The organism is Pseudomonas asiatica (genome assembly GCF_009932335.1).
Classification (GTDB): Bacteria; Pseudomonadota; Gammaproteobacteria; order Pseudomonadales; family Pseudomonadaceae; genus Aquipseudomonas; species Aquipseudomonas asiatica.
The window spans coordinates 465,952-485,555 of sequence record NZ_BLJF01000002.1 but is presented as its reverse complement, the minus strand read 5'-3'; the positions used below and the strand labels follow the sequence as shown (position 1 = coordinate 485,555).

The window sequence follows — 19,604 nt, the reverse complement described above, 5'->3', positions numbered from 1 at the left end:
GGTCGAGGTGGGAGCTGGCTTGCCGGCGATTGGGCTGCAAAGCAGCCCCCGGGTCCTACCCCTTCATCCGCGGCATCTCGATGTGGTGCTCATGCACCCGCCGGTACAAAGTTGCCCGCGATATCCCCAGAGCCCGCGCCGCATCGGCCGGCTTCCAGCGATGGCGGATCAGCGCATCCAGCAGCAACTGCCGGGCCGGACAGGACATGCTGCTTTCAGCCGATGCGACTACCTCACCGCGCACCTCCTGCGGCAGGTCCTGCATCTGCACCTGCCCGCCCTCACTCACCGCACAGGCATAGCGCAACACCTGCCGCAGCTGGCGCAAGTTCCCCGGCCAGCGATAGACCAGCAGCGCCTGCAGCGCATCATCCGCCAACACCACCTCGACCCCGCAGGCCTCGGCCTCCTCGACCAGCAACTGGTGAATCAACCCCAAGCGGTCCTCACGCTCGCGCAGCGGCGGCAATTCGAAGCGGGCATTGGCCAGGCGGAAGTAAAGATCCTCGCGAAAACGCCCATCCTCCACCATCGCCGCCAAATCGCGGTGGGTCGCGCAAATCACCTGGATATCCACCCGCTCCCGCCGCGCCGCGCCCAGCGGCGCCACTTCACCCTCCGCCAGCACGCGCAGCAACCGGGTTTGCAGGTTCAGCGGCATGTCACCGATTTCGTCGAGGAACAGCGTGCCGCCATCGGCCTGCTGCAACAGCCCCTGCATACCTTTGCTGGAAGCCCCGGTGAAGGCCCCGGCCACATAGCCGAACAGCTCGCTCTCGATCAGGCTTTCCGGGATGGCCGCGCAGTTCAGGGTGACGAACGGGCCATCGCGACGCAGGCTTTGCTGATGCAGCTGGCGGGCGAACACCTCTTTGCCAGCCCCCGTCTCGCCTTGCACAAGCACCGCCAGATTGCAGTCCTTGACCCGCGTGGCCAGGCGCAGATGCTGCTCGATACGGGCGTCCTGGGCCTGGCGCAACGGCTGCGCACGCTGGCGCTGGCGGGGTGCGCTGACCCGGCCGTACAACCCACCCAGGCCCGGCAGGCGTTGAGCGGACGATGCGTTCACGCGGCGCAACTGATCCATGTCGAACAGCTCGCCAATGTGCTCGGGCAAACGCCCCAGATGCTCCACCAGGCGCTGGCGCGCCAGGCTGTTGATCGCCTGCAGGCGGCCATCGCCATCCCAGGCCAGCAGGTAGTCGGGCTGGCTTTCCACATAGCCAGGCGTGCCATGGGCACGCATTACCCAATGGCCCTGGGCACTGTGCATGAAGAAGGCATTTTCGATCTCGCGCGCAGTCTGCTCGACCAATTGGCGGATCAGGTGCTGGCTGCGGCGGTCGTCCGGCGACTGCAAGGCCGAGACATCCACCACGCCCAGCAACTCGCCCAGCGGGTCGAAGACCGGTGCCGCCGTACAGGTCAGGCCAATGAACGCAGCGCGGAAGTGGTCGCGCTTGTGCACCGTGACCGGCGCCTTGCTGGTCAACACCGCCGCCACGCCGCAGGTGCCCTCCTCGCCCTCCGACCAGCAGGTGCCCAGGTACAGCCCGGCCTTGCGGCAGTCGTTGCGGATGGCCGACTCGACCCGGTAATCGATGGTGCGCCCCAAGGCGTCGGTGAGCAGCACGCAGTAGTCGGCACCGCGCACCCGCTCATGCAGGCGGGCCACGGCATCGCTGGCGATACGCAGGAACAGTTCGGCGCGCTCACGGCACTCGTTGAGCAGGCTTTGGGACAGAATGCGCGGCCCCTGCTGGGACCCGGGGTCGAGGCGGTACAGCTCCATGGAACGGCGCCATGAATCGAGAATCAGCGGTGGCACCGGCGCCTGCGGCAGGCGGTCGGCATTCTTCAGCACCCTGCTGACGCAGTCGACATGGGCTCGGGAGTTCGCGGCAAGCATTCAGGCCCTCCGGTTCTCGTTGCTGTTTTTATCGTTGTCCGGCCATTAAGCGCTTCCAGGCATGCCCCGACAAGCACTGCGTGATTACCGGCCGGCTTGAGACGCAGCGTCTCAGCGTCTCGGCCATGCCATACCTCGGCTGGCACCCGGCGTCTCGCCAGCCCGGCCATAGTTTCCGGCCAGAGCGCAACGAAACCGCTCTGCCCCGGCGATTTCAGCCAACCCAAGGAAAACTGGCACCGCGCTTGCTCCGGCACTGGCAAACAAGAAACGAGGTGCGCCATGCCGCTACCCGCCCCAACTGTCGGCATCATTGCCAACCCTGCCTCCGGCCGCGACCTGCGCCGCCTGACTGCCAATGCCGGGCTCTATTCGAGTACCGACAAGGCATCGGCGATCCAGCGCCTGCTCGCTGCCTTCGGTGCTACCGGCATCGGCCAGGTGCTGCTGCCCAGCGACATGACCGGCATCGCCGCTGCCGTGCTCAAGGCCAGCCAGGGCCCGGTCGCCCATGACCAGCACTGGCCGGCCATCGAAATCCTCGACCTGCCGCTGACCCAGACTGTTGCCGATACCCGCCTGGCCACCCGCCAAATGGTCGAGCGCGGTGTGGCGATGATCGCCGTGCTTGGCGGCGACGGCACCCACAAGGCAGTCGCTGCCGAGGCCGGGGACGTGCCGCTGCTGACCTTGTCCACCGGCACCAACAATGCCTTCCCCGAACTGCGCGAGGCCACCAGCGCCGGCCTGGCCGGCGGCCTGCTTGCCAGCGGACGGGTACCAGCCAGCATCGGCCTGCGCCGCAACAAGCGCCTGCTGGTGAAGGTGCCCGAACAACAGCTTGCCGAATGGGCACTGGTGGAGGTGGCGGTGTCGCCTCAGCGCTTCATCGGCGCTCGGGCACTGAGCCGCAGCGAAGACCTTTGCGAAGTCTTCGCGTGTTTCGCCGAACCCCATGCCATCGGCCTCTCGGCCCTGTGCGGCCTGTGGTGCCCGGTCTCGCGCCAGGACCCGCACGGTGCCTGGGTACGCCTGAACCCCGGTGCTGAACAAGCGCTGCTCGCACCACTGGCACCCGGCCTGCTGCAAGGCTGCGGCATCACCGCCAGCGGCGCCCTGACGCCCGGCGTAGCCCATCGCCTGAGCCTGGCCAGCGGCACCCTGGCGCTGGACGGCGAGCGCGAAATCGAATTCGCCGAGCATGACAGCCCCACCATCACCCTCGACCACCAAGGCCCATTGAGCGTGGACGTCGAGGCCGTACTGGCGCACGCCGCCCGCCATCACTTGCTGGCCGTGCCCCGTGGCCATCGGCTGCACCCTGCAAACCCGTGTTGAGACAACCCCGGAGAACAACAAGATGTCCAATCAACTCAGTACCGAACAACTGCTGCATGCCTATGAAGTGATGCGCACTATCCGTGCCTTCGAAGAACGCCTGCACGTCGAGTTCGCCACCGGCGAGATCCCTGGCTTCGTGCACCTGTATGCCGGCGAGGAGGCTTCCGCCGCCGGAGTCATGGCCCACCTGCGCGATAGCGACTGTATCGCCTCGACCCACCGCGGCCACGGCCACTGCATCGCCAAGGGTGTGGACGTATACGGCATGATGGCCGAGATCTACGGCAAGAAGACCGGCGTGTGCGGCGGCAAAGGCGGTTCGATGCACATCGCCGACCTGGAAAAAGGCATGCTCGGCGCCAACGGCATCGTCGGTGCCGGCGCTCCGCTGGTGGCCGGGGCGGCGCTGGCGGCCAAGATCAAAGGCCGCGACGATGTATCGGTGGCCTTCTTCGGCGATGGCGCCTCCAACGAAGGCGCCGTGTTCGAAGCCATGAACATGGCCTCGATCATGAACCTGCCGTGCATCTTCGTGGCCGAGAACAACGGCTACGCCGAAGCCACCGCCTCGACCTGGTCGGTTGCCTGCGACCATATCGCCGATCGCGCGGCCGGGTTCGGCATGCCCGGTGTCACCATCGACGGTTTCGACTTCTTTGCCGTGTACGAGGCCGCCGGCGCTGCCATCGAACGTGCGCGTTCCGGGCAAGGCCCGTCGCTGATCGAGGTCAAGCTCAGCCGCTACTACGGCCATTTCGAAGGCGATGCACAAACCTACCGCGCCCCGGACGAAGTGAAGAACCTGCGCGAATCCCGCGACTGCCTCATGCAGTTCCGCAACAAGACCACCCGCGCCGGCCTGCTCACGGCTGCGCAACTGGACGCCATCGACGCCCGCGTCGAGGACCTGATCGAAGACGCCGTGCGCCGCGCCAAGTCCGATCCCAAGCCACAGCCCGCCGACCTGCTCACCGACGTCTACGTCGCCTACCCCTGAGCCGCGGATTACAAGAACAACAGGAGAATCACCATGGCAAGAAAGATCAGCTACCAGCAGGCCATCAACGAAGCCCTGGCCCAGGAAATGCGCCGCGACAACACTGTATTCATCATTGGCGAAGACGTTGCCGGCGGCGCCGGTGCCCCCGGCGAGGATGACGCCTGGGGGGGCGTGCTGGGCGTGACCAAGGGCCTTTACCATCAGTTCCCGGGGCGCGTGCTCGACGCACCGCTGTCGGAAATCGGCTACGTCGGCGCTGCCGTCGGTGCTGCCACCCAGGGCCTGCGCCCGGTGTGCGAGCTGATGTTCGTCGACTTCGCCGGCTGCTGCCTGGACCAGATCCTCAACCAGGCCGCCAAGTTCCGCTACATGTTCGGCGGCAAGGCGGTAACCCCGCTGGTGATGCGCACCATGTACGGCGCCGGCCTGCGCGCGGCGGCCCAGCACTCGCAGATGCTCACCTCGCTGTGGACGCACATTCCCGGCCTGAAGGTGGTCTGCCCGTCCTCGCCGTACGATGCCAAGGGCCTGTTGATACAGGCGATCCGCGACAACGACCCGGTGATCTTCTGCGAGCACAAGCTGCTCTACAGCATGCAGGGAGAGGTGCCGGAAGAGGTGTACACCGTACCGTTCGGTGAGGCCAACTTCCTGCGTGATGGCGACGACGTGACCCTGGTCACCTATGGCCGCATGGTGCATGTGGCGCTGGAGGCCGCCAACAACCTGGCCCGCCAGGGTATCGACTGCGAAGTGCTGGACCTGCGCACCACCAGCCCGCTGGATGAGGACAGCATCCTGGAAAGCGTGGAAAAGACCGGCCGCCTGGTGGTGATCGACGAAGCCAACCCGCGTTGCTCCATGGCCACCGACATCAGCGCGCTGGTGGCACAGAAGGCCTTCGGCGCGCTCAAGGGCCCGATCGAAATGGTCACCGCCCCGCATACTCCTGTGCCGTTCTCCGATGCACTGGAAGACCTGTACATCCCTGACGCGGCGAAGATCGAGGCTGCGGTACGCAAAGTGATCGAAGCCGCAAGGAGTGCCGCATGAGCCAGATCCATACCCTGACCATGCCCAAGTGGGGCCTGTCGATGACCGAGGGCCGGGTGGATACCTGGCTGAAGCAGGAAGGTGACGAAATCAACAAGGGCGACGAGGTGCTGGACGTCGAGACCGACAAGATCAGCAGCAGCGTCGAAGCCCCGTTCAGCGGTGTGTTGCGCCGCCAGGTGGCCAGGCCTGATGAAACCCTGCCGGTCGGTGCCCTGCTGGCGGTGGTGGTGGAAGGCGAAGCCGAAGAAGCCGAAATCGATGCCGTGGTGCAGCGCTTCCAGGCCGAGTTCGTCGCCGAGGGGGGCGCCGACCAGGCCCAAGGGCCAGCGCCACAGAAGGCTGAAGTGGCTGGCCGGCAGTTGCGCTGGTTCGAGCTCGGTGAAGGCGGCACGCCGCTGGTGCTGGTGCACGGTTTTGGTGGCGACCTCAACAACTGGCTGTTCAACCACCCGGCGCTGTCTGCCGAGCGACGGGTAATCGCCCTCGACCTGCCGGGCCATGGCGAGTCGGCCAAGGCCCTGCAACGGGGCGACCTGGATGAGTTGAGCGAAACCGTACTGGCCCTGCTCGACCACCTGGACATCGCCAAGGCCCACCTGGCCGGCCACTCCATGGGCGGCGCGGTCAGCCTGAACGTGGCGCGCCTGGCGCCGCAACGGGTGGCCAGCCTGAGCCTGGTGGCCAGTGCCGGGCTGGGCGAGGAGATCAACGGACAGTACCTGCAAGGCTTCGTCGCTGCCGCCAACCGCAATGCCCTCAAACCGCAGATGGTACAGCTGTTTGCCGACCCCGCACTGGTAACGCGGCAGATGCTGGAGGACATGCTCAAGTTCAAGCGACTGGAAGGCGTGGACGACGCGTTGCGCCTGTTGGCATCGGCCATCGCTGACGGCGACCGGCAGCGCCACGACCTGCGCGGGGTGCTGGGACAACACCCGGCCCTGGTGGTGTGGGGCGGCAAGGACGCGATCATCCCGGCCAGCCATGCCGAAGGGCTGGAGGCTGAAGTGCTGGTGCTGCCCGAGGCTGGCCACATGGTGCAAATGGAGGCGGCCGAACAGGTCAACCAGCAACTGCTCGCGTTCCTGCGCAAGCACTAAGCCCTTTCCGTGAGCCTGGAGAACAACAATGAACGACCTGAGCCACACCCACATGCGCGCCGCCGTCTGGCATGGCCGCAATGATATTCGCGTCGAACAGGTGCCCCTGCCGGCCGACCCTGCGCCCGGCTGGGTGCAGATCAAGGTGGACTGGTGCGGCATCTGCGGCTCCGACCTGCACGAATACGTCGCTGGCCCGGTATTCATCCCGGTGGAGGCACCGCACCCGCTGACCGGCATCCAGGGCCAGTGCATCCTCGGCCACGAGTTCTGCGGCCAGATCGCCAAGCTGGGTGAAGGCGTGGAAGGTTTTGCCGTCGGTGACCCGGTGGCTGCGGACGCCTGCCAGCATTGCGGCACCTGCTACTACTGCACCCACGGCCTGTACAACATCTGCGAGCGCCTGGCCTTCACCGGCCTGATGAACAACGGCGCCTTTGCCGAACTGGTCAACGTGCCCGCCAACCTGCTGTACCTGCTGCCGCAGGGTTTCCCGGCAGAGGCCGGGGCGCTGATCGAACCGCTGGCGGTGGGCATGCATGCGGTAAAGAAGGCCGGCAGCCTGCTTGGCCAGACGGTGGTGGTAGTTGGAGCCGGCACTATTGGTTTGTGCACCATCATGTGTGCCAAGGCGGCAGGCGCGGCGCAGGTGATCGCCCTGGAAATGTCCTCGGCGCGCAAGGCCAAGGCTAGAGAGGTTGGCGCCAGCGTAGTGCTGGACCCCAGCCAGTGCGACGCCCTGGTGGAAATCCGCAAGCTCACTGCCGGGCTGGGCGCGGATGTGAGTTTTGAATGCATCGGCAACAAACACACGGCCAAGCTGGCCATCGACACCATCCGCAAGGCGGGCAAGTGCGTGTTGGTGGGGATATTCGAGGAGCCTAGCGAGTTCAACTTCTTCGAACTGGTGTCCACCGAAAAGCAGGTGCTGGGCGCGTTGGCGTACAACGGCGAGTTTGCCGATGTGATTGCCTTCATCGCTGACGGCAGGCTGGACATTCGCCCGCTGGTGACCGGGCGGATCGGGCTGGAGCAGATTGTCGAGCTGGGCTTCGAGGAGTTGGTCAACAACAAGGAGGAGAACGTGAAGATCATCGTTTCGCCGGGCGTGCGCTGATTGCACCTCAAAGGCAACACGGAACCTGTGGGAGCGGGCGTGCCCGCGAATCAGGCAACTCGGTGGATGGCACCGGCTTCGCCGGTGTTCGCGGCTAAAGCCGCTCCCACAGGTATTGCGCAAAGCTGAAGGTCACCGCAATACCTGTGGGAGCGGGTTCACCCGCGAAGAAGACCACACGGTACATGGCACCGGCTTCGCCGGTGTTCTCGGGCACGCCCGCTGCCACAGGTTCCGTGCCAGCTTTTCAATGCAGTGCAGGCTCGAGAGCTGCGCCAGCACATGCGTTCGCTGTTTCAGGACCCCATTCTGCGTCATACTCGGCAGACCTATTGCCCGGTTCTCGCCATGCGTTCACTGCTCCCCGTCACCCTGGTCCTGCTGCTCGCCGCCTGCGGCGATGGCGAATCGCTGCTCCCGCCGGACGCGCGCCTGCCTGACGGTGGGCGGTACCGGGGGCAGGTGGTCGATGGCCTGCTGCAAGGCGAGGGCCGGATCGACTACCCCAACGGCAGCTGGTACGCCGGTACCTTCAAGGACGGCCAATGGCACGGTCAGGGCGAATGGCACGGCCGCAACGGCGAGGTGTACCGCGGCCAGTTCGCCGCAGGGCTGTTCCAGGGGCTGGGCGAGCTGACTACCCCGGGTAGCCACTATGCCGGCACCTTCAGCCACGGCCGCCGCGACGGCGAAGGCACCCTCAAGCAAGCCGACCAGACCTACCGCGGCCAGTTCAAGGACGACCTGTACGAAGGCGCCGGCGAGCTGGAACTGGCCGACGGCAGCCGCTACCAGGGCCTGTTCGCCAAGGGCAAGCCCAACGGCGCTGGGGTGCGCAGCGATGCCAGCGGCAACCAGTTCAGCGGCCACTTCATCAATGGCCAGCTGGAAGGCAGCGGCACCTACGACAGCGTTGACGGCGAGCAGTACATCGGCGAGTTCAAGGACAACCGCCTGGAAGGCCGTGGCCGCTACGAAAATGCCGATGGTGATGTGTGGATCGGCGAATTCAAGGACGGCTCGCTGGTTGGCGAAGGCGAACTGCTGGGCAGCGATGGCAGCCACTACAAAGGCACCTTCGCCGACTGGCGCCTGTCGGGCCAGGGCAGCCTGCAACTGGCCGACGGCAGCAAGTACATCGGTGGCTTTCTCAACGATGCCTACCACGGCCAGGGCCGGCTGATCCTGGCCAACGGCAAGGTCGAAAGTGGCACCTGGAGCAACGGCGTGCGCGTACGGGACCAGAACGGCAAGCTGTTGCCCGACCCGCTGGACCTGACGCTGCTCAACCAGGGCCGTTTGCTGGATGAAGCGCTGGCCCGGGTACCGCGCTCGGCGCCACCAGTTCAGCTATACAGCCTGGTGGTGGCCGGCGATGGCCAGCAGAGCGTGTTCATGCGTGAAGCCGACTATGTCAGCAACATGCTCAAGGTGCGCTTTGGCGCCAGTGGCCAGGTGACCCTGGTCAACCACCGCGACCACATGACCACCCGAGCCATGGCCACACGCGAAAACCTGACCCGCGCCGCCCGTACCCTGGCCGAGCGCAGCGGCCCCGAAGACCTGGTGTTCATCTATCTCACCAGTCATGGCAGCCAGGACCATCAGCTGGTACTCGACCAACCGCGCCTGCAGTTGGCCGATCTGTCTGCCGACGAGCTGGCGAGCGCGCTGGCACCGCTGAAGAACCGCGACAAGGTGATTGTCATATCCGCCTGCTATTCAGGGGGCTACATCACGCCGCTCAAAGATGAGCGCACGCTGATCATGACCGCCGCCCGGGCCGACCGCGTGTCTTTCGGTTGCTCGGAAGAAGCCGATTTCACCTATTTCGGCGATGCCCTGTTCGCCGAAGCGCTGAACCAGACCGACGACCTGAAACAGGCGTTTGAACTGGCGCGCGCCAGCGTTGCCGAAAGAGAACAAAGGGAAGGTTTCGAGGCCTCCGAACCGCAGCTGTGGGCGCCGCCGAACGTGCTTGAGCACTGGCAGCACCTGCGCCGGCAACAGGCCGAAGAAGCATTGCGTAACGCCGCACAGGCCAACGTGGGGGAACAGGCGGAAACGCCACGCAGCCACTAAGCTTGTGTGTAACAAGGGAGAGACATCATGTATTTGACGCCTCAGCATGTCCTGCTTGCCGGTGCCACGGGTCTGACAGGTGAACACCTGCTCGACCGTCTGCTCAACGAGCCCACCATCACTCGCGTACTGGCGCCTACCCGCCGGCCATTGGCCGAGCACCCGCACCTGGAAAACCCGGTAGGCGACCCGGCTGTGTTCCTTCCACAACTGGGTGGGCGGGTCGATATCGCCTATTGCTGCCTGGGCACCACACTGAAGCAGGCCGGTTCCGAATCGGCCTTCCGCGCGGTGGACCTGGACATGGTGGTGGCGTTCAGCAAGCGTGCCCGGGAGTTGGGCGCGCGGCATCTGCTGGTGGTCAGTGCATTGGGCGCCGACCCGAAATCGTCGATTTTCTACAACCGGGTCAAGGGTGAGATGGAGGAGGCACTCAAGGCTCAGGATTGGCCGCAGCTGACCATCGTGCGGCCATCGTTGCTGCTGGGTGAGCGGGTCGAGCCTCGGCTTAGTGAACAGTTGGCTTCGCCGTTTGCCAAGCTGATACCCGGGAAGTATCGGGGGATCGAGGCTTGTACCTTGGCCCGGGCGCTGTGGCGGCTGGCGCTGGAGGAAGAGGACGGGGTGCGGATTGTGGAGTCGGATGAGTTGCGCAGGTTGGGCAAGAAATAGGCTTCACTTGTGATGGCCTCTTCGCGGGCACGCCCGCTCCCACAGGTACAGTGATCACAAGAAGATTACACAGATCCTGTAGGAGCGGGTTTACCCGCGAAAGGGCCCTTACAGGCCACCAGTGGCCTGGAAGCCTACACCGGCCGCTGTCAGCAACGACAACGGCAGCAACAAGGTATCGAGCAACATGCTCCCCGGCAGGTCCAGCCCCGGATACGCTGGCGCCTCAGCCCCGTAACGATCCCGCGGGCAGCACCCGCCATTGATCACATACAAGTCCAACCGGGTACCGGCATACACCACCGGTGCCCCGGGTTTGTTGGCATCCAACGTGCGCACCGTGGCGCAGCCACCGAGCAGCACCAGCGCCAGCAAGCCCACCAGCGCTCGCTTCAATCATCCACCCCGAAGTGGTGCTCACCCCAGCGCGGCAACATGTCCTGGGGAATGTTCAGCAGGTTGAGAATGCGCGCCACCACGAAGTCGACCAGGTCGTCGATGGTCTGCGGCTGGTGATAAAAGCCCGGTGCCGCCGGCAGGATCACCGCGCCCATCTGCGACAGCTTGAGCATGTTCTCCAGGTGGATGGTGGAGAACGGCGCCTCGCGCGGCACCAGGATCAGTTGGCGACGCTCCTTGAGGGTAACGTCGGCAGCACGTTCGATCAGGTTGTTGCAGGCACCGGTGGCAATCGCCGACAACGTGCCGGTGGAACAGGGCACCACGACCATTGCCGCCGGGGCGCCGGAGCCCGAGGCTACCGGCGACATCCAGTCTTCCTTGCCATACACGCGGATCTGCCCGTCGGCAGCGCCGGTATATTCGGTGAGGAAGGCCTGCATCGCCTGTGGCTTGGCCGGCAGCACCACGTCCGTCTCGGTGGCCATCACCAGTTGCGCGGCCTTGGAGATCAGGAAGTGCACCTCGCGGTCCTCACGCACCAGGCAGTCGAGCAGGCGCAGGCCATACTGGGCACCAGAGGCGCCCGTCATGGCCAGGGTGATGCGTTCCGGCCCGCTCACTTCAGTGCCTCGGCCAGCTTGCCGTGCAGGCCGCCGAAGCCGCCGTTGCTCATGATCACTACATGGGTACCCGGGCGGGCCTGCCCCTTGACCCGTTCGATGATCGCTTCGAGGCTGTCGGCCACCACGCTGGGCACTTTGCATTGCGCGGCGGTGGCAGCCAGGTCCCAGCCAAGGTTGGCCGGGGCGTACCAGATCACCTGGTCGGCGTCGTTGACGCTTTCCGGCAGGCCGTCACGGTGGGCACCGAGCTTCATCGAGTTTGAGCGCGGCTCGATCACGGCGATCACCGGGGCTTCGCCAACGCGCTTGCGCAGGCCGTCTAGGGTGGTGGCGATGGCGGTCGGGTGGTGGGCGAAGTCATCGTAGATGGTCACGCCCTGCACTTCGGCAACCTTCTCCATGCGCCGCTTGACGCTCTTGAAGGCGCTCAGGCCTTCGATGCCCATGGCTGGCACCACGCCTACATGGCGCGCCGCTGCCAGGGTAGCCAGGGCGTTGGCGACGTTGTGCTGGCCAGTCAGCGCCCAGTCCACCACGCCCTGCGCTTCGCCGTCGAACAGCACTTCGAAGCGCGAGCCGTCGGGGCTGAGCAGACGGGCTTGCCACTGGCCACCTTCGCCGGTGGTCTGCACCGGGGTCCAGCAACCCATGCCGATCACTCGCTCCAGCGCCTGCTCGGTGGTGGGGTGGATGACAAGGCCTTCGCTGGGGATGGTGCGCACCAGGTGGTGGAACTGCCGCTCGATCGAGGCCAGGTCGGGGAAGATGTCCGCATGGTCGAACTCGAGGTTGTTGAGGATCGCCGTGCGCGGGTGGTAGTGGACGAACTTCGAGCGCTTGTCGAAGAAGGCGCTGTCGTACTCGTCGGCTTCGACCACGAAGAACGGCGTATCGCCAAGGCGCGCCGACACCGAGAAGTTCTGCGGCACACCGCCAATCAGGAAGCCCGGGCTCATGCCAGCGTGTTCCAGCACCCAGGCCAGCATGCTGCTGGTAGTGGTCTTGCCGTGGGTACCGGCAACGGCCAGCACCCAGCGGCCCTGCAACACGTGGTCGGCCAGCCACTGCGGGCCGGAAACATAGGGCAGGCCCTTGTTCAGCACGTACTCCACCGCCGGGTTGCCACGCGACATGGCGTTGCCGATGACCACCAGATCTGGCGCCGGGTCCAGCTGGGCCGGGTCATAGCCTTGGGTCAGCTCGATGCCCTGGGCTTCAAGCTGGGTGCTCATCGGGGGATAGACGTTGGCGTCCGAGCCGGTGACGCGGTGGCCAAGTTCCTTGGCCAGCACCGCCAGCGAGCCCATGAAAGTGCCGCAAATACCGAGAATGTGAATATGCATGGTCGACCTCGCAAAACATCGAGGCAGGGTAGCCCAGGGCGCGACAAATCGCACCAGATGTTTCGCTCAGTCGGCCCTGGTGATGCCGTGTTTGCGCAGTTTTCGATACAAGGTATTGCGGCTGATGCCCAAGTGCTCGGCGACACGGGTGAGGTGCCAGTGTTTTGCCTCTAGCGTCTCCAACAATGCTTGCCGCTCCGCATCCTGTAGGAGCGGCCTTGTGTCGCGATCGGGCTGCGCAGCAGCCCCTGCAAATTGGTCGGCGCGGCTGGGCCCCTGGGGCCGCTCTGCGGCCCTTTCGCGACACAAGGCCGCTCCTACAGGGACGGTGCTGTTGCGAACAATGGCTGGGAGATCCGGGAACACGATGCGGGAGTCTTCGCAAAGTGCCACCAGGGTACGCAGCACGTTGCGCATCTGCCGCACGTTGCCCGGCCAGGCGAAGTCGAGCAGTGCCTGCCGCGCCCTGGGCTCGATATCGATCGGTTCTCCCTGCGCCTCCTGACGCAGCAGAAAGTCCAGCAACTGCGCCTTGTCACTGCGCTCGCGCACTGCCGGCAATGCCACTTCCAGGCCATTGAGGCGGTAATACAGGTCCTCGCGGAAACTGCCCTGCTCCACCCTATCCAGCAGGTCACGGTGAGTAGCGCTGACAATGCGCACGTCGACCGCCTGCGGCTCGCCACCGATCGGCACCACCTGGCGCTCCTCCAGCACGCGCAGCAGGCGGGTTTGCAGGGCCAGTGGCATGTCGCCAATCTCGTCCAGCAGCAAGGTGCCGCCATCGGCCTGCAGCAGCTTGCCGCGCATGCCTTCCTTGCGTGCACCGGTAAAGCTGCCGCCGCGGTAGCCGAACAGTTCGCTCTCGATCAGGCTCTCCGGGATCGAGGCGCAGTTGATGGCGACGAACGGCTTGCCGCGCCGCTCGCTGGCCTGGTGCACGGCCTGGGCAAAAGCCTCCTTGCCACAGCCGGTCTCGCCGCGCAGCAACAGCGGCACATCGCGCTCGAACACCCGCACGCTGCGGCGGAAGTCGTTCTGCAAGGCGGGGTCGAGCAGGCAGATAAGCGGCTCCACTTCCCGCGTGGGCCGCGGCTGGGCGGCTGGTACCGACCACACCGGTGCGCGCGCCTGGCCACGCAGGCTGGCGAACACCTGGCGCCCGTCCAGGGTATGCAGCGGCCAGGCCGTGCTGCCGCTGGGCGTGGCGCGGCTGAACAGTTCGTCGTGGCTGCAAGCGAAAAAGCGTTCCAGCGGTTTGCCCAGCACGCCACCACGCACCGTGCCCAGCAGGTTCAGCGCACTCTGGTTGGCGGCGCAGATGCGCCCGTCACCGTCGAACGCCAGCAGGCCTTCGCTGAACAGGCCGACCGACTCGGCCTGCAGGTGAAAACGCAGCAGCCATTGCTGTTCGAAATGGCGCAGGAAGTAGCAGCTTTCGATCATCTTCGCCGACAGGTTGACCAAAGCCATGGTGTGGAACTGGCTCTGCCGGGAAACGTCGGGCCGCGCCGAAGACACATCCAGCACTGCAAGCAACTCGCCATGCGGGTCGAACACCGGGCTGGCCGAGCAGGTCAGGCCGGTGTGGCGGCCACGGAAGTGCTCGTTCTGGTGGATGGTCAGCGCCTGGCGCTCGACCAGGCAGGTGCCGATGCCGTTGGTGCCCTCGCGCGCCTCGCTCCAGTCAGCGCCCAGCCACAGCCCGGCACGCTCGAAGCTGCGCCGCTCGGTCGGCGCGCTGACGCAATTGAGGATCACCCCACGGGCATCGGTCAGCAGCACCGCATGGCCGGCCCCGGAAAGCTGCTGGTGCAGGCTGTTCATTTCATGGTCGGCAATCTGCAGCACCTGGCGCAGGCGCTCGCGGCTTTCCAGCAGGCGCCCATGCTCGAGCACCACCGGGGCCTCGATCACCGACGGGTCGAGGTGGTAGTCCTCCAGGCAGCGCAGCCAGGAGCGGGCGATGGACGGGTCACTTCCACCCTCTCCGGCCCCACCATGGGCGACGGTATGGACTTGCTGGGCATGGCGACTGAAATGATTGCTCTGCATTGTTGTAGTTCTCCGCAGATAGAGAGTCCCGCCAGCATCCTCCACCCGGCAAGGCTTTGCAATGCACCCTCCGGTTACGTGTCGCAAATGGCACAAAGTGTCACCCCCGCGCGTACCGGCGCTGGCACAGAGATCGTGGGCCAGGCCCAAAGAACCGAGCCAAGTCATTGATTTTCCTGGCGCTCGAAACGCTGGCCCAACCTTTGCTCTACGCTTTCCAACTCCCTAACAAACACAATAGCCAGGAGACACACCATGCGTTACGCACATCCCGGTACCGAAGGCGCGAAGGTTTCCTTCAAGAGCCGCTACGGCAACTACATCGGTGGTGAGTTCGTTCCTCCGGTAAAGGGGCAGTACTTCGAAAATACCTCCCCGGTGAATGGCAAGCTGATCGCTGAATTCCCTCGCTCCACTGCCGAAGACATCGATAAAGCCCTGGATGCAGCCCACGCTGCGGCCGACGCCTGGGGCCGCACTTCAGTGCAGGACCGCTCCAACGTTCTGCTGAAGATCGCCGACCGTATCGAGCAGAACCTCGAACTGCTGGCCATTACCGAAACCTGGGACAACGGCAAGCCGATCCGCGAAACCCTCAATGCCGACATTCCGCTGGCGGTCGACCACTTCCGCTACTTCGCTGGCTGCATCCGCGCCCAGGAAGGCGGCGCCGCGGAAATCAACGAAGGCACCGTGGCCTACCACATCCATGAGCCACTGGGCGTGGTCGGGCAGATCATCCCGTGGAACTTCCCGATCCTGATGGCCGCCTGGAAGCTCGCCCCGGCACTGGCCGCCGGCAACTGCGTGGTGCTCAAGCCAGCCGAACAGACCCCGCTGGGCATCACCGTGCTGCTGGAAGTGATCGGTGACCTGCTGCCACCTGGTGTGCTCAACGTGGTGCAAGGCTATGGCCGCGAAGCCGGTGAAGCACTGGCCACCAGCAAGCGCATCGCCAAGATCGCCTTCACCGGCTCGACCCCGGTGGGCTCGCACATCATGAAATGCGCCGCCGAGAACATCATCCCGTCCACCGTCGAACTGGGCGGCAAGTCGCCGAACGTGTATTTCGAAGACATCATGCAAGCCGAACCAAGCTTCATCGAGAAGGCGGCCGAAGGCATGGTGCTGGCGTTCTTCAACCAGGGCGAGGTATGCACCTGCCCGTCACGGGCACTGGTGCAGGAGTCGATCTACCCGCAGTTCATGGAAGTGGTGATGAAGAAGGTGCTGCAGATCAAGCGCGGCGACCCGCTGGACACTGACACCATGGTCGGAGCGCAGGCCTCGCAACAGCAGTTCGAGAAGATCCTGTCGTACCTGGATATCGCCCAGAAGGAAGGCGCCGAGTTGCTGACCGGCGGCAAGGTCGAAAAACTGGAGGGCTCGCTGGCCACCGGTTACTACATCCAGCCGACCCTGCTCAAGGGCAACAACAAGATGCGCGTGTTCCAGGAAGAAATCTTCGGCCCGGTGGTCAGCGTCACCACCTTCAAGGACGAAGCCGAAGCCCTGGCGATCGCCAACGACACCGAGTTCGGCCTGGGCGCCGGCGTGTGGACCCGCGACATCAACCGTGCCTACCGCGTGGGCCGTGGGATCAAGGCTGGCCGCGTGTGGACCAACTGCTACCACCTGTACCCGGCGCATGCCGCGTTCGGTGGCTACAAGAAGTCGGGGGTCGGGCGTGAGACGCACAAGATGATGCTCGACCACTATCAGCAGACCAAGAACCTGCTGGTGAGCTACGACATCAATCCGTTGGGCTTCTTCTAAACCTGGGATGGCCTCGGGGCTGCTTTGCAGCCCATCGCCGGCAAGCCAGCTCCCACAGGGATCGCAGGGGATTCCAGACCTGTGCAGTACCTGTGGGAGCCGGCTTGCCGGCGATGAGGCCGGACCTGCAAACACAATATCCAGAGCACCAACCGCTCTGGCTCGCTTCCTGCAGTACCCATCACCATCGGCCCGGAACCCGTCCGGCCACCAAGAAAAACAACAGGTGAATCTATGCCAAGCGATCATTCCGCCGGCTCGCCGGCAGGCTCTTCCGTCGACTTCGAAAAAGTCGGCTCGGACTATTTCCAGCAACGTGAACTGAAAAAAGGTGCCGCCGGCTGGGTCCTGCTGGTCGGCCTGGGCGTGGCCTACGTCATCTCCGGCGACTATGCCGGCTGGAACTTCGGCCTGGCGCAGGGCGGCTGGGGCGGCATGTTCCTCGCCACCCTGCTGATGGCCACCATGTACCTGTGCATGTGCTTCTCGCTGGCCGAGCTGTCGTCGATGATCCCCACCGCAGGCGGCGGCTACGGCTTTGCCCGCAGCGCCTTCGGCCCCTGGGGCGGCTTCCTCACCGGCACGGCAATCCTCATCGAGTACGCTATCGCCCCCGCCGCCATCGCCGTGTTCATCGGCGCCTACTGCCAGTCACTGTTCGGCATCGGCGGCTGGATGATCTACCTGGCGTTCTACATCGTGTTCATCGGCATCCACATCTTTGGCGTGGGTGAGGCGTTGAAGCTGATGTTCATCATCACCGCCATCGCAGCCATCGCTCTGGCCGTGTTCCTGGTGAGCATGGTGCCCCATTTTGATGCAGCCAACCTGTTCGACATCGCCAAAACGGACGCTGTGGGCGCCAGCAGCTTCCTGCCGTTCGGCTATGTCGGCGTGTGGGCGGCCATCCCCTATGCCATCTGGTTCTTCCTTGCCGTAGAGGGCGTGCCGCTGGCTGCCGAAGAAACCAAGAACCCCAAGCGTGACCTGCCACGCGGCCTGATCGGCGCCATGCTGGTGTTGCTGGCCTTCGCCCTGCTGATCCTGGTGGTCGGCCCTGGCGGCGCAGGCTCCGAAGCACTGAAAGCGTCCGGCAACCCGCTGGTGGAAGCATTGTCCAAAGCCTACGGCGGTAGCACCTGGATGGGCGGCTTCGTCAACCTGATCGGCCTGGCCGGGCTGATCGCCAGCTTCTTCTCGATCATCTACGCCTACTCCCGGCAGATCTTCGCCCTGTCCCGCGCCGGCTACCTGCCGCGCAAGCTGTCGGAAACCAACAAGAGCAAGGCCCCGGTACTGGCCTTGATCATCCCCGGGATCATCGGCTTTGCCCTGTCGCTGACCGGCCAGGGTGACCTGCTGATCCTGGTGGCGGTGTTCGGCGCTACCCTGTCGTACGTGCTGATGATGGCCGCGCACATCACCCTGCGCATCCGTCGGCCGAAGATGGAGCGCCCATACCGCACCCCTGGTGGCATCTTCACCTCGGGCCTGGCACTGGTACTGGCCTGCATCGCTGTGGTCGCCGGTTTCCTGGTAGACCCACGGGTGGTGATTGGCGCCGCAGTGATCTATGCGGTATTAATTGCCTACTTTGCTTTCTACAGCCGCCACCACCTGGTCGCGGGTACACCGGAAGAGGAATTCGCCGCGATCCAGAAGGCCGAAGAGGCCTTGCACTGATCGCCGCCACCCGCCGCGGGGCAACCCGCGGCTCTGGAGAGTCTGTATGGCAAGTTTCGTACACACGGTCGGCCACCTGGTCTACCGCTTCGACAGCCTCAAGGAAGTGATGGCCAAGGCCAGCCCCGCCCGCTCGGGGGACTACCTGGCGGGCGTCGCGGCCAGCAATGATGGCGAACGGGTCGCCGCGCAGATGGCCCTGGCCAATATCCCGCTGACGCATTTCCTCAACGAAGCGCTGATCCCTTACGAAGATGATGAAGTCACGCGCCTGATCATCGACACTCACGACGCCCAGGCCTTCGCCCCGGTCAGCCACCTGACCGTGGGTGGCCTGCGCGACTGGCTGCTGAGCGAAGAGGCCAACGAGGACAGCCTGCGCAGCCTGGCACCCGGGCTGACGCCGGAAATGGCCGCAGCGGTGTCGAAGATCATGCGCGTGCAAGACCTGGTGCTGGTGGCACAGAAGATCCGCGTGGTCACCCGGTTCCGTGGCACCATGGGCCTGCGCGGGCGCCTGTCGACCCGGCTGCAGCCCAACCACCCGACCGACGAGCCGGCCGGCATCGCCGCCAGCATTCTCGACGGCCTGCTGTACGGCAACGGCGACGCCATGATCGGCATCAACCCGGCCACCGACAGCATCGCCTCGATCTGCGCCCTGCTGGAGATGCTCGACGCCATCATCCAGCGCTACGACATCCCCACCCAGGCCTGCGTGCTGACCCACGTCACCACCTCGATCGAGGCGATCAACCGTGGCGTGCCACTGGACCTGGTGTTCCAATCCATTGCCGGCACCGAGGCGGCCAACGCCGGGTTCGGCATCAACCTGAACGTGCTGCAGGAAGGCTACGAAGCGGGCCTTTCGCTGAAACGCGGCACCCTCGGGCAGAACCTGATGTACTTCGAAACCGGCCAGGGCAGCGCGCTGTCAGCCAACGCCCACCACGGCGTCGACCAGCAGACCTGTGAAACCCGCGCCTATGCCGTGGCCCGCCACTTCAAGCCGTTCCTGGTCAACACCGTGGTCGGTTTCATCGGCCCGGAGTACCTGTACAACGGCAAGCAGATCATCCGCGCCGGCCTCGAAGACCACTTCTGCGGCAAGCTGCTGGGAGTGCCAATGGGTTGCGACATCTGCTACACCAACCACGCCGAAGCCGACCAGGACGACATGGACACCCTGCTGACCCTGCTGGGCGTGGCCGGGATCAACTTCATCATGGGTATCCCAGGCTCCGACGACATCATGCTCAACTACCAGACCACCTCGTTCCATGACGCGCTGTACGCGCGCCAGACCCTGGGCCTGAAGCCCGGGCCGGAATTCGAGGCATGGCTGGCCCGCACCGGCATCTTCACCCAGGCCGATGGCCGGGTGCGCTTTGGTGACAACCTGCCGCCGGCCTTCCGCCAGGCCTTGGCACAGCTTGCATAGGGAT

General features: G+C 65.0%; 15 protein-coding genes. 10 read left to right on the top strand and 5 right to left on the bottom strand.

All coding sequences use genetic code 11. The features are described from left to right. Positions 1–55 precede the first annotated feature (55 nt). Positions 56–1,909 (bottom strand): sigma-54-dependent Fis family transcriptional regulator, encoded by a 1,854-nt coding sequence (locus tag GYA95_RS21645; protein WP_015268812.1) that lies wholly within the window; start codon positions 1,907–1,909, stop codon positions 56–58. A 282-nt stretch (positions 1,910–2,191) separates the two neighbouring features. On the opposite strand from GYA95_RS21645, the gene GYA95_RS21640 reads away from it, so the two are divergent. The 7 genes from GYA95_RS21640 to GYA95_RS21610 all read left to right on the top strand — a co-directional run bounded on the left by GYA95_RS21640 (position 2,192) and on the right by GYA95_RS21610 (position 10,277). Further along, positions 2,192–3,247, top strand: a complete 1,056-nt coding sequence (locus GYA95_RS21640) for an ATP-NAD kinase family protein (RefSeq protein ID WP_015268811.1) — start codon at positions 2,192–2,194, stop codon at positions 3,245–3,247. A gap of 22 nt (positions 3,248–3,269) precedes the next feature. Next, positions 3,270–4,247, top strand: a complete 978-nt coding sequence (locus GYA95_RS21635; protein ID WP_015268810.1) for a thiamine pyrophosphate-dependent dehydrogenase E1 component subunit alpha — start codon at positions 3,270–3,272, stop codon at positions 4,245–4,247. Positions 4,248–4,280: 33 nt separating this feature from the next. Further along, positions 4,281–5,303, top strand: coding sequence for an alpha-ketoacid dehydrogenase subunit beta (locus tag GYA95_RS21630; protein WP_013970705.1), 1,023 nt, complete (start codon positions 4,281–4,283; stop codon positions 5,301–5,303). After that, complete coding sequence (locus GYA95_RS21625; RefSeq protein WP_015268809.1) at positions 5,300–6,406, top strand: acetoin dehydrogenase dihydrolipoyllysine-residue acetyltransferase subunit; 1,107 nt, start codon at positions 5,300–5,302, stop codon at positions 6,404–6,406. Before GYA95_RS21630 ends, GYA95_RS21625 begins: the two co-directional genes overlap by 4 nt. A gap of 52 nt (positions 6,407–6,458) precedes the next feature. Further along, on the top strand, positions 6,459–7,523 hold the full coding sequence (locus GYA95_RS21620) for a 2,3-butanediol dehydrogenase (protein ID WP_224765940.1): 1,065 nt from the start codon (positions 6,459–6,461) through the stop codon (positions 7,521–7,523). A 348-nt stretch (positions 7,524–7,871) separates the two neighbouring features. After that, positions 7,872–9,605 (top strand): C13 family peptidase, encoded by a 1,734-nt coding sequence (locus tag GYA95_RS21615; protein WP_043936054.1) that lies wholly within the window; start codon positions 7,872–7,874, stop codon positions 9,603–9,605. A 27-nt stretch (positions 9,606–9,632) separates the two neighbouring features. Beyond that, positions 9,633–10,277, top strand: coding sequence for an oxidoreductase (locus GYA95_RS21610; RefSeq protein WP_015268805.1), 645 nt, complete (start codon positions 9,633–9,635; stop codon positions 10,275–10,277). A 108-nt stretch (positions 10,278–10,385) separates the two neighbouring features. On the opposite strand, the gene GYA95_RS21605 is transcribed toward GYA95_RS21610, so the two are convergent. The 4 genes from GYA95_RS21605 to GYA95_RS21590 all read right to left on the bottom strand — a co-directional run bounded on the left by GYA95_RS21605 (position 10,386) and on the right by GYA95_RS21590 (position 14,700). After that, positions 10,386–10,673 (bottom strand): YceK/YidQ family lipoprotein, encoded by a 288-nt coding sequence (locus GYA95_RS21605; RefSeq protein ID WP_015268804.1) that lies wholly within the window; start codon positions 10,671–10,673, stop codon positions 10,386–10,388. Further along, positions 10,670–11,299 (bottom strand): flavin prenyltransferase UbiX, encoded by a 630-nt coding sequence (gene ubiX, locus GYA95_RS21600; protein WP_013970698.1) that lies wholly within the window; start codon positions 11,297–11,299, stop codon positions 10,670–10,672. Before ubiX ends, GYA95_RS21605 begins: the two co-directional genes overlap by 4 nt. Next, entirely contained in the window at positions 11,296–12,645 is a 1,350-nt protein-coding gene (mpl, locus tag GYA95_RS21595) for a UDP-N-acetylmuramate:L-alanyl-gamma-D-glutamyl-meso-diaminopimelate ligase (protein ID WP_015268803.1), read from the bottom strand. The genes ubiX and mpl overlap by 4 nt, the downstream gene beginning before the upstream one ends. Positions 12,646–12,711: 66 nt before the next feature. Beyond that, a complete protein-coding gene (locus GYA95_RS21590) occupies positions 12,712–14,700 on the bottom strand; it encodes a sigma-54-dependent Fis family transcriptional regulator (protein ID WP_102059509.1) in 1,989 nt (662 codons plus the stop codon). A 255-nt stretch (positions 14,701–14,955) separates the two neighbouring features. Between GYA95_RS21590 and exaC the strand changes: the two genes are divergently transcribed. The 3 genes from exaC (at position 14,956) to GYA95_RS21575 (ending at position 19,600) form a co-directional block, all read left to right on the top strand. Further along, positions 14,956–16,476, top strand: coding sequence for an acetaldehyde dehydrogenase ExaC (gene exaC / locus GYA95_RS21585; protein ID WP_015268801.1), 1,521 nt, complete (start codon positions 14,956–14,958; stop codon positions 16,474–16,476). Positions 16,477–16,710: 234 nt separating this feature from the next. Continuing rightward, positions 16,711–18,159: an ethanolamine permease gene (gene eat / locus GYA95_RS21580; RefSeq protein WP_015268800.1), complete on the top strand. Its 1,449-nt coding sequence runs from the start codon at positions 16,711–16,713 to the stop codon at positions 18,157–18,159. Between the two features lie 46 nt (positions 18,160–18,205). After that, positions 18,206–19,600 (top strand): ethanolamine ammonia-lyase subunit EutB, encoded by a 1,395-nt coding sequence (locus GYA95_RS21575; protein ID WP_013970694.1) that lies wholly within the window; start codon positions 18,206–18,208, stop codon positions 19,598–19,600. Positions 19,601–19,604 lie beyond the last annotated feature (4 nt).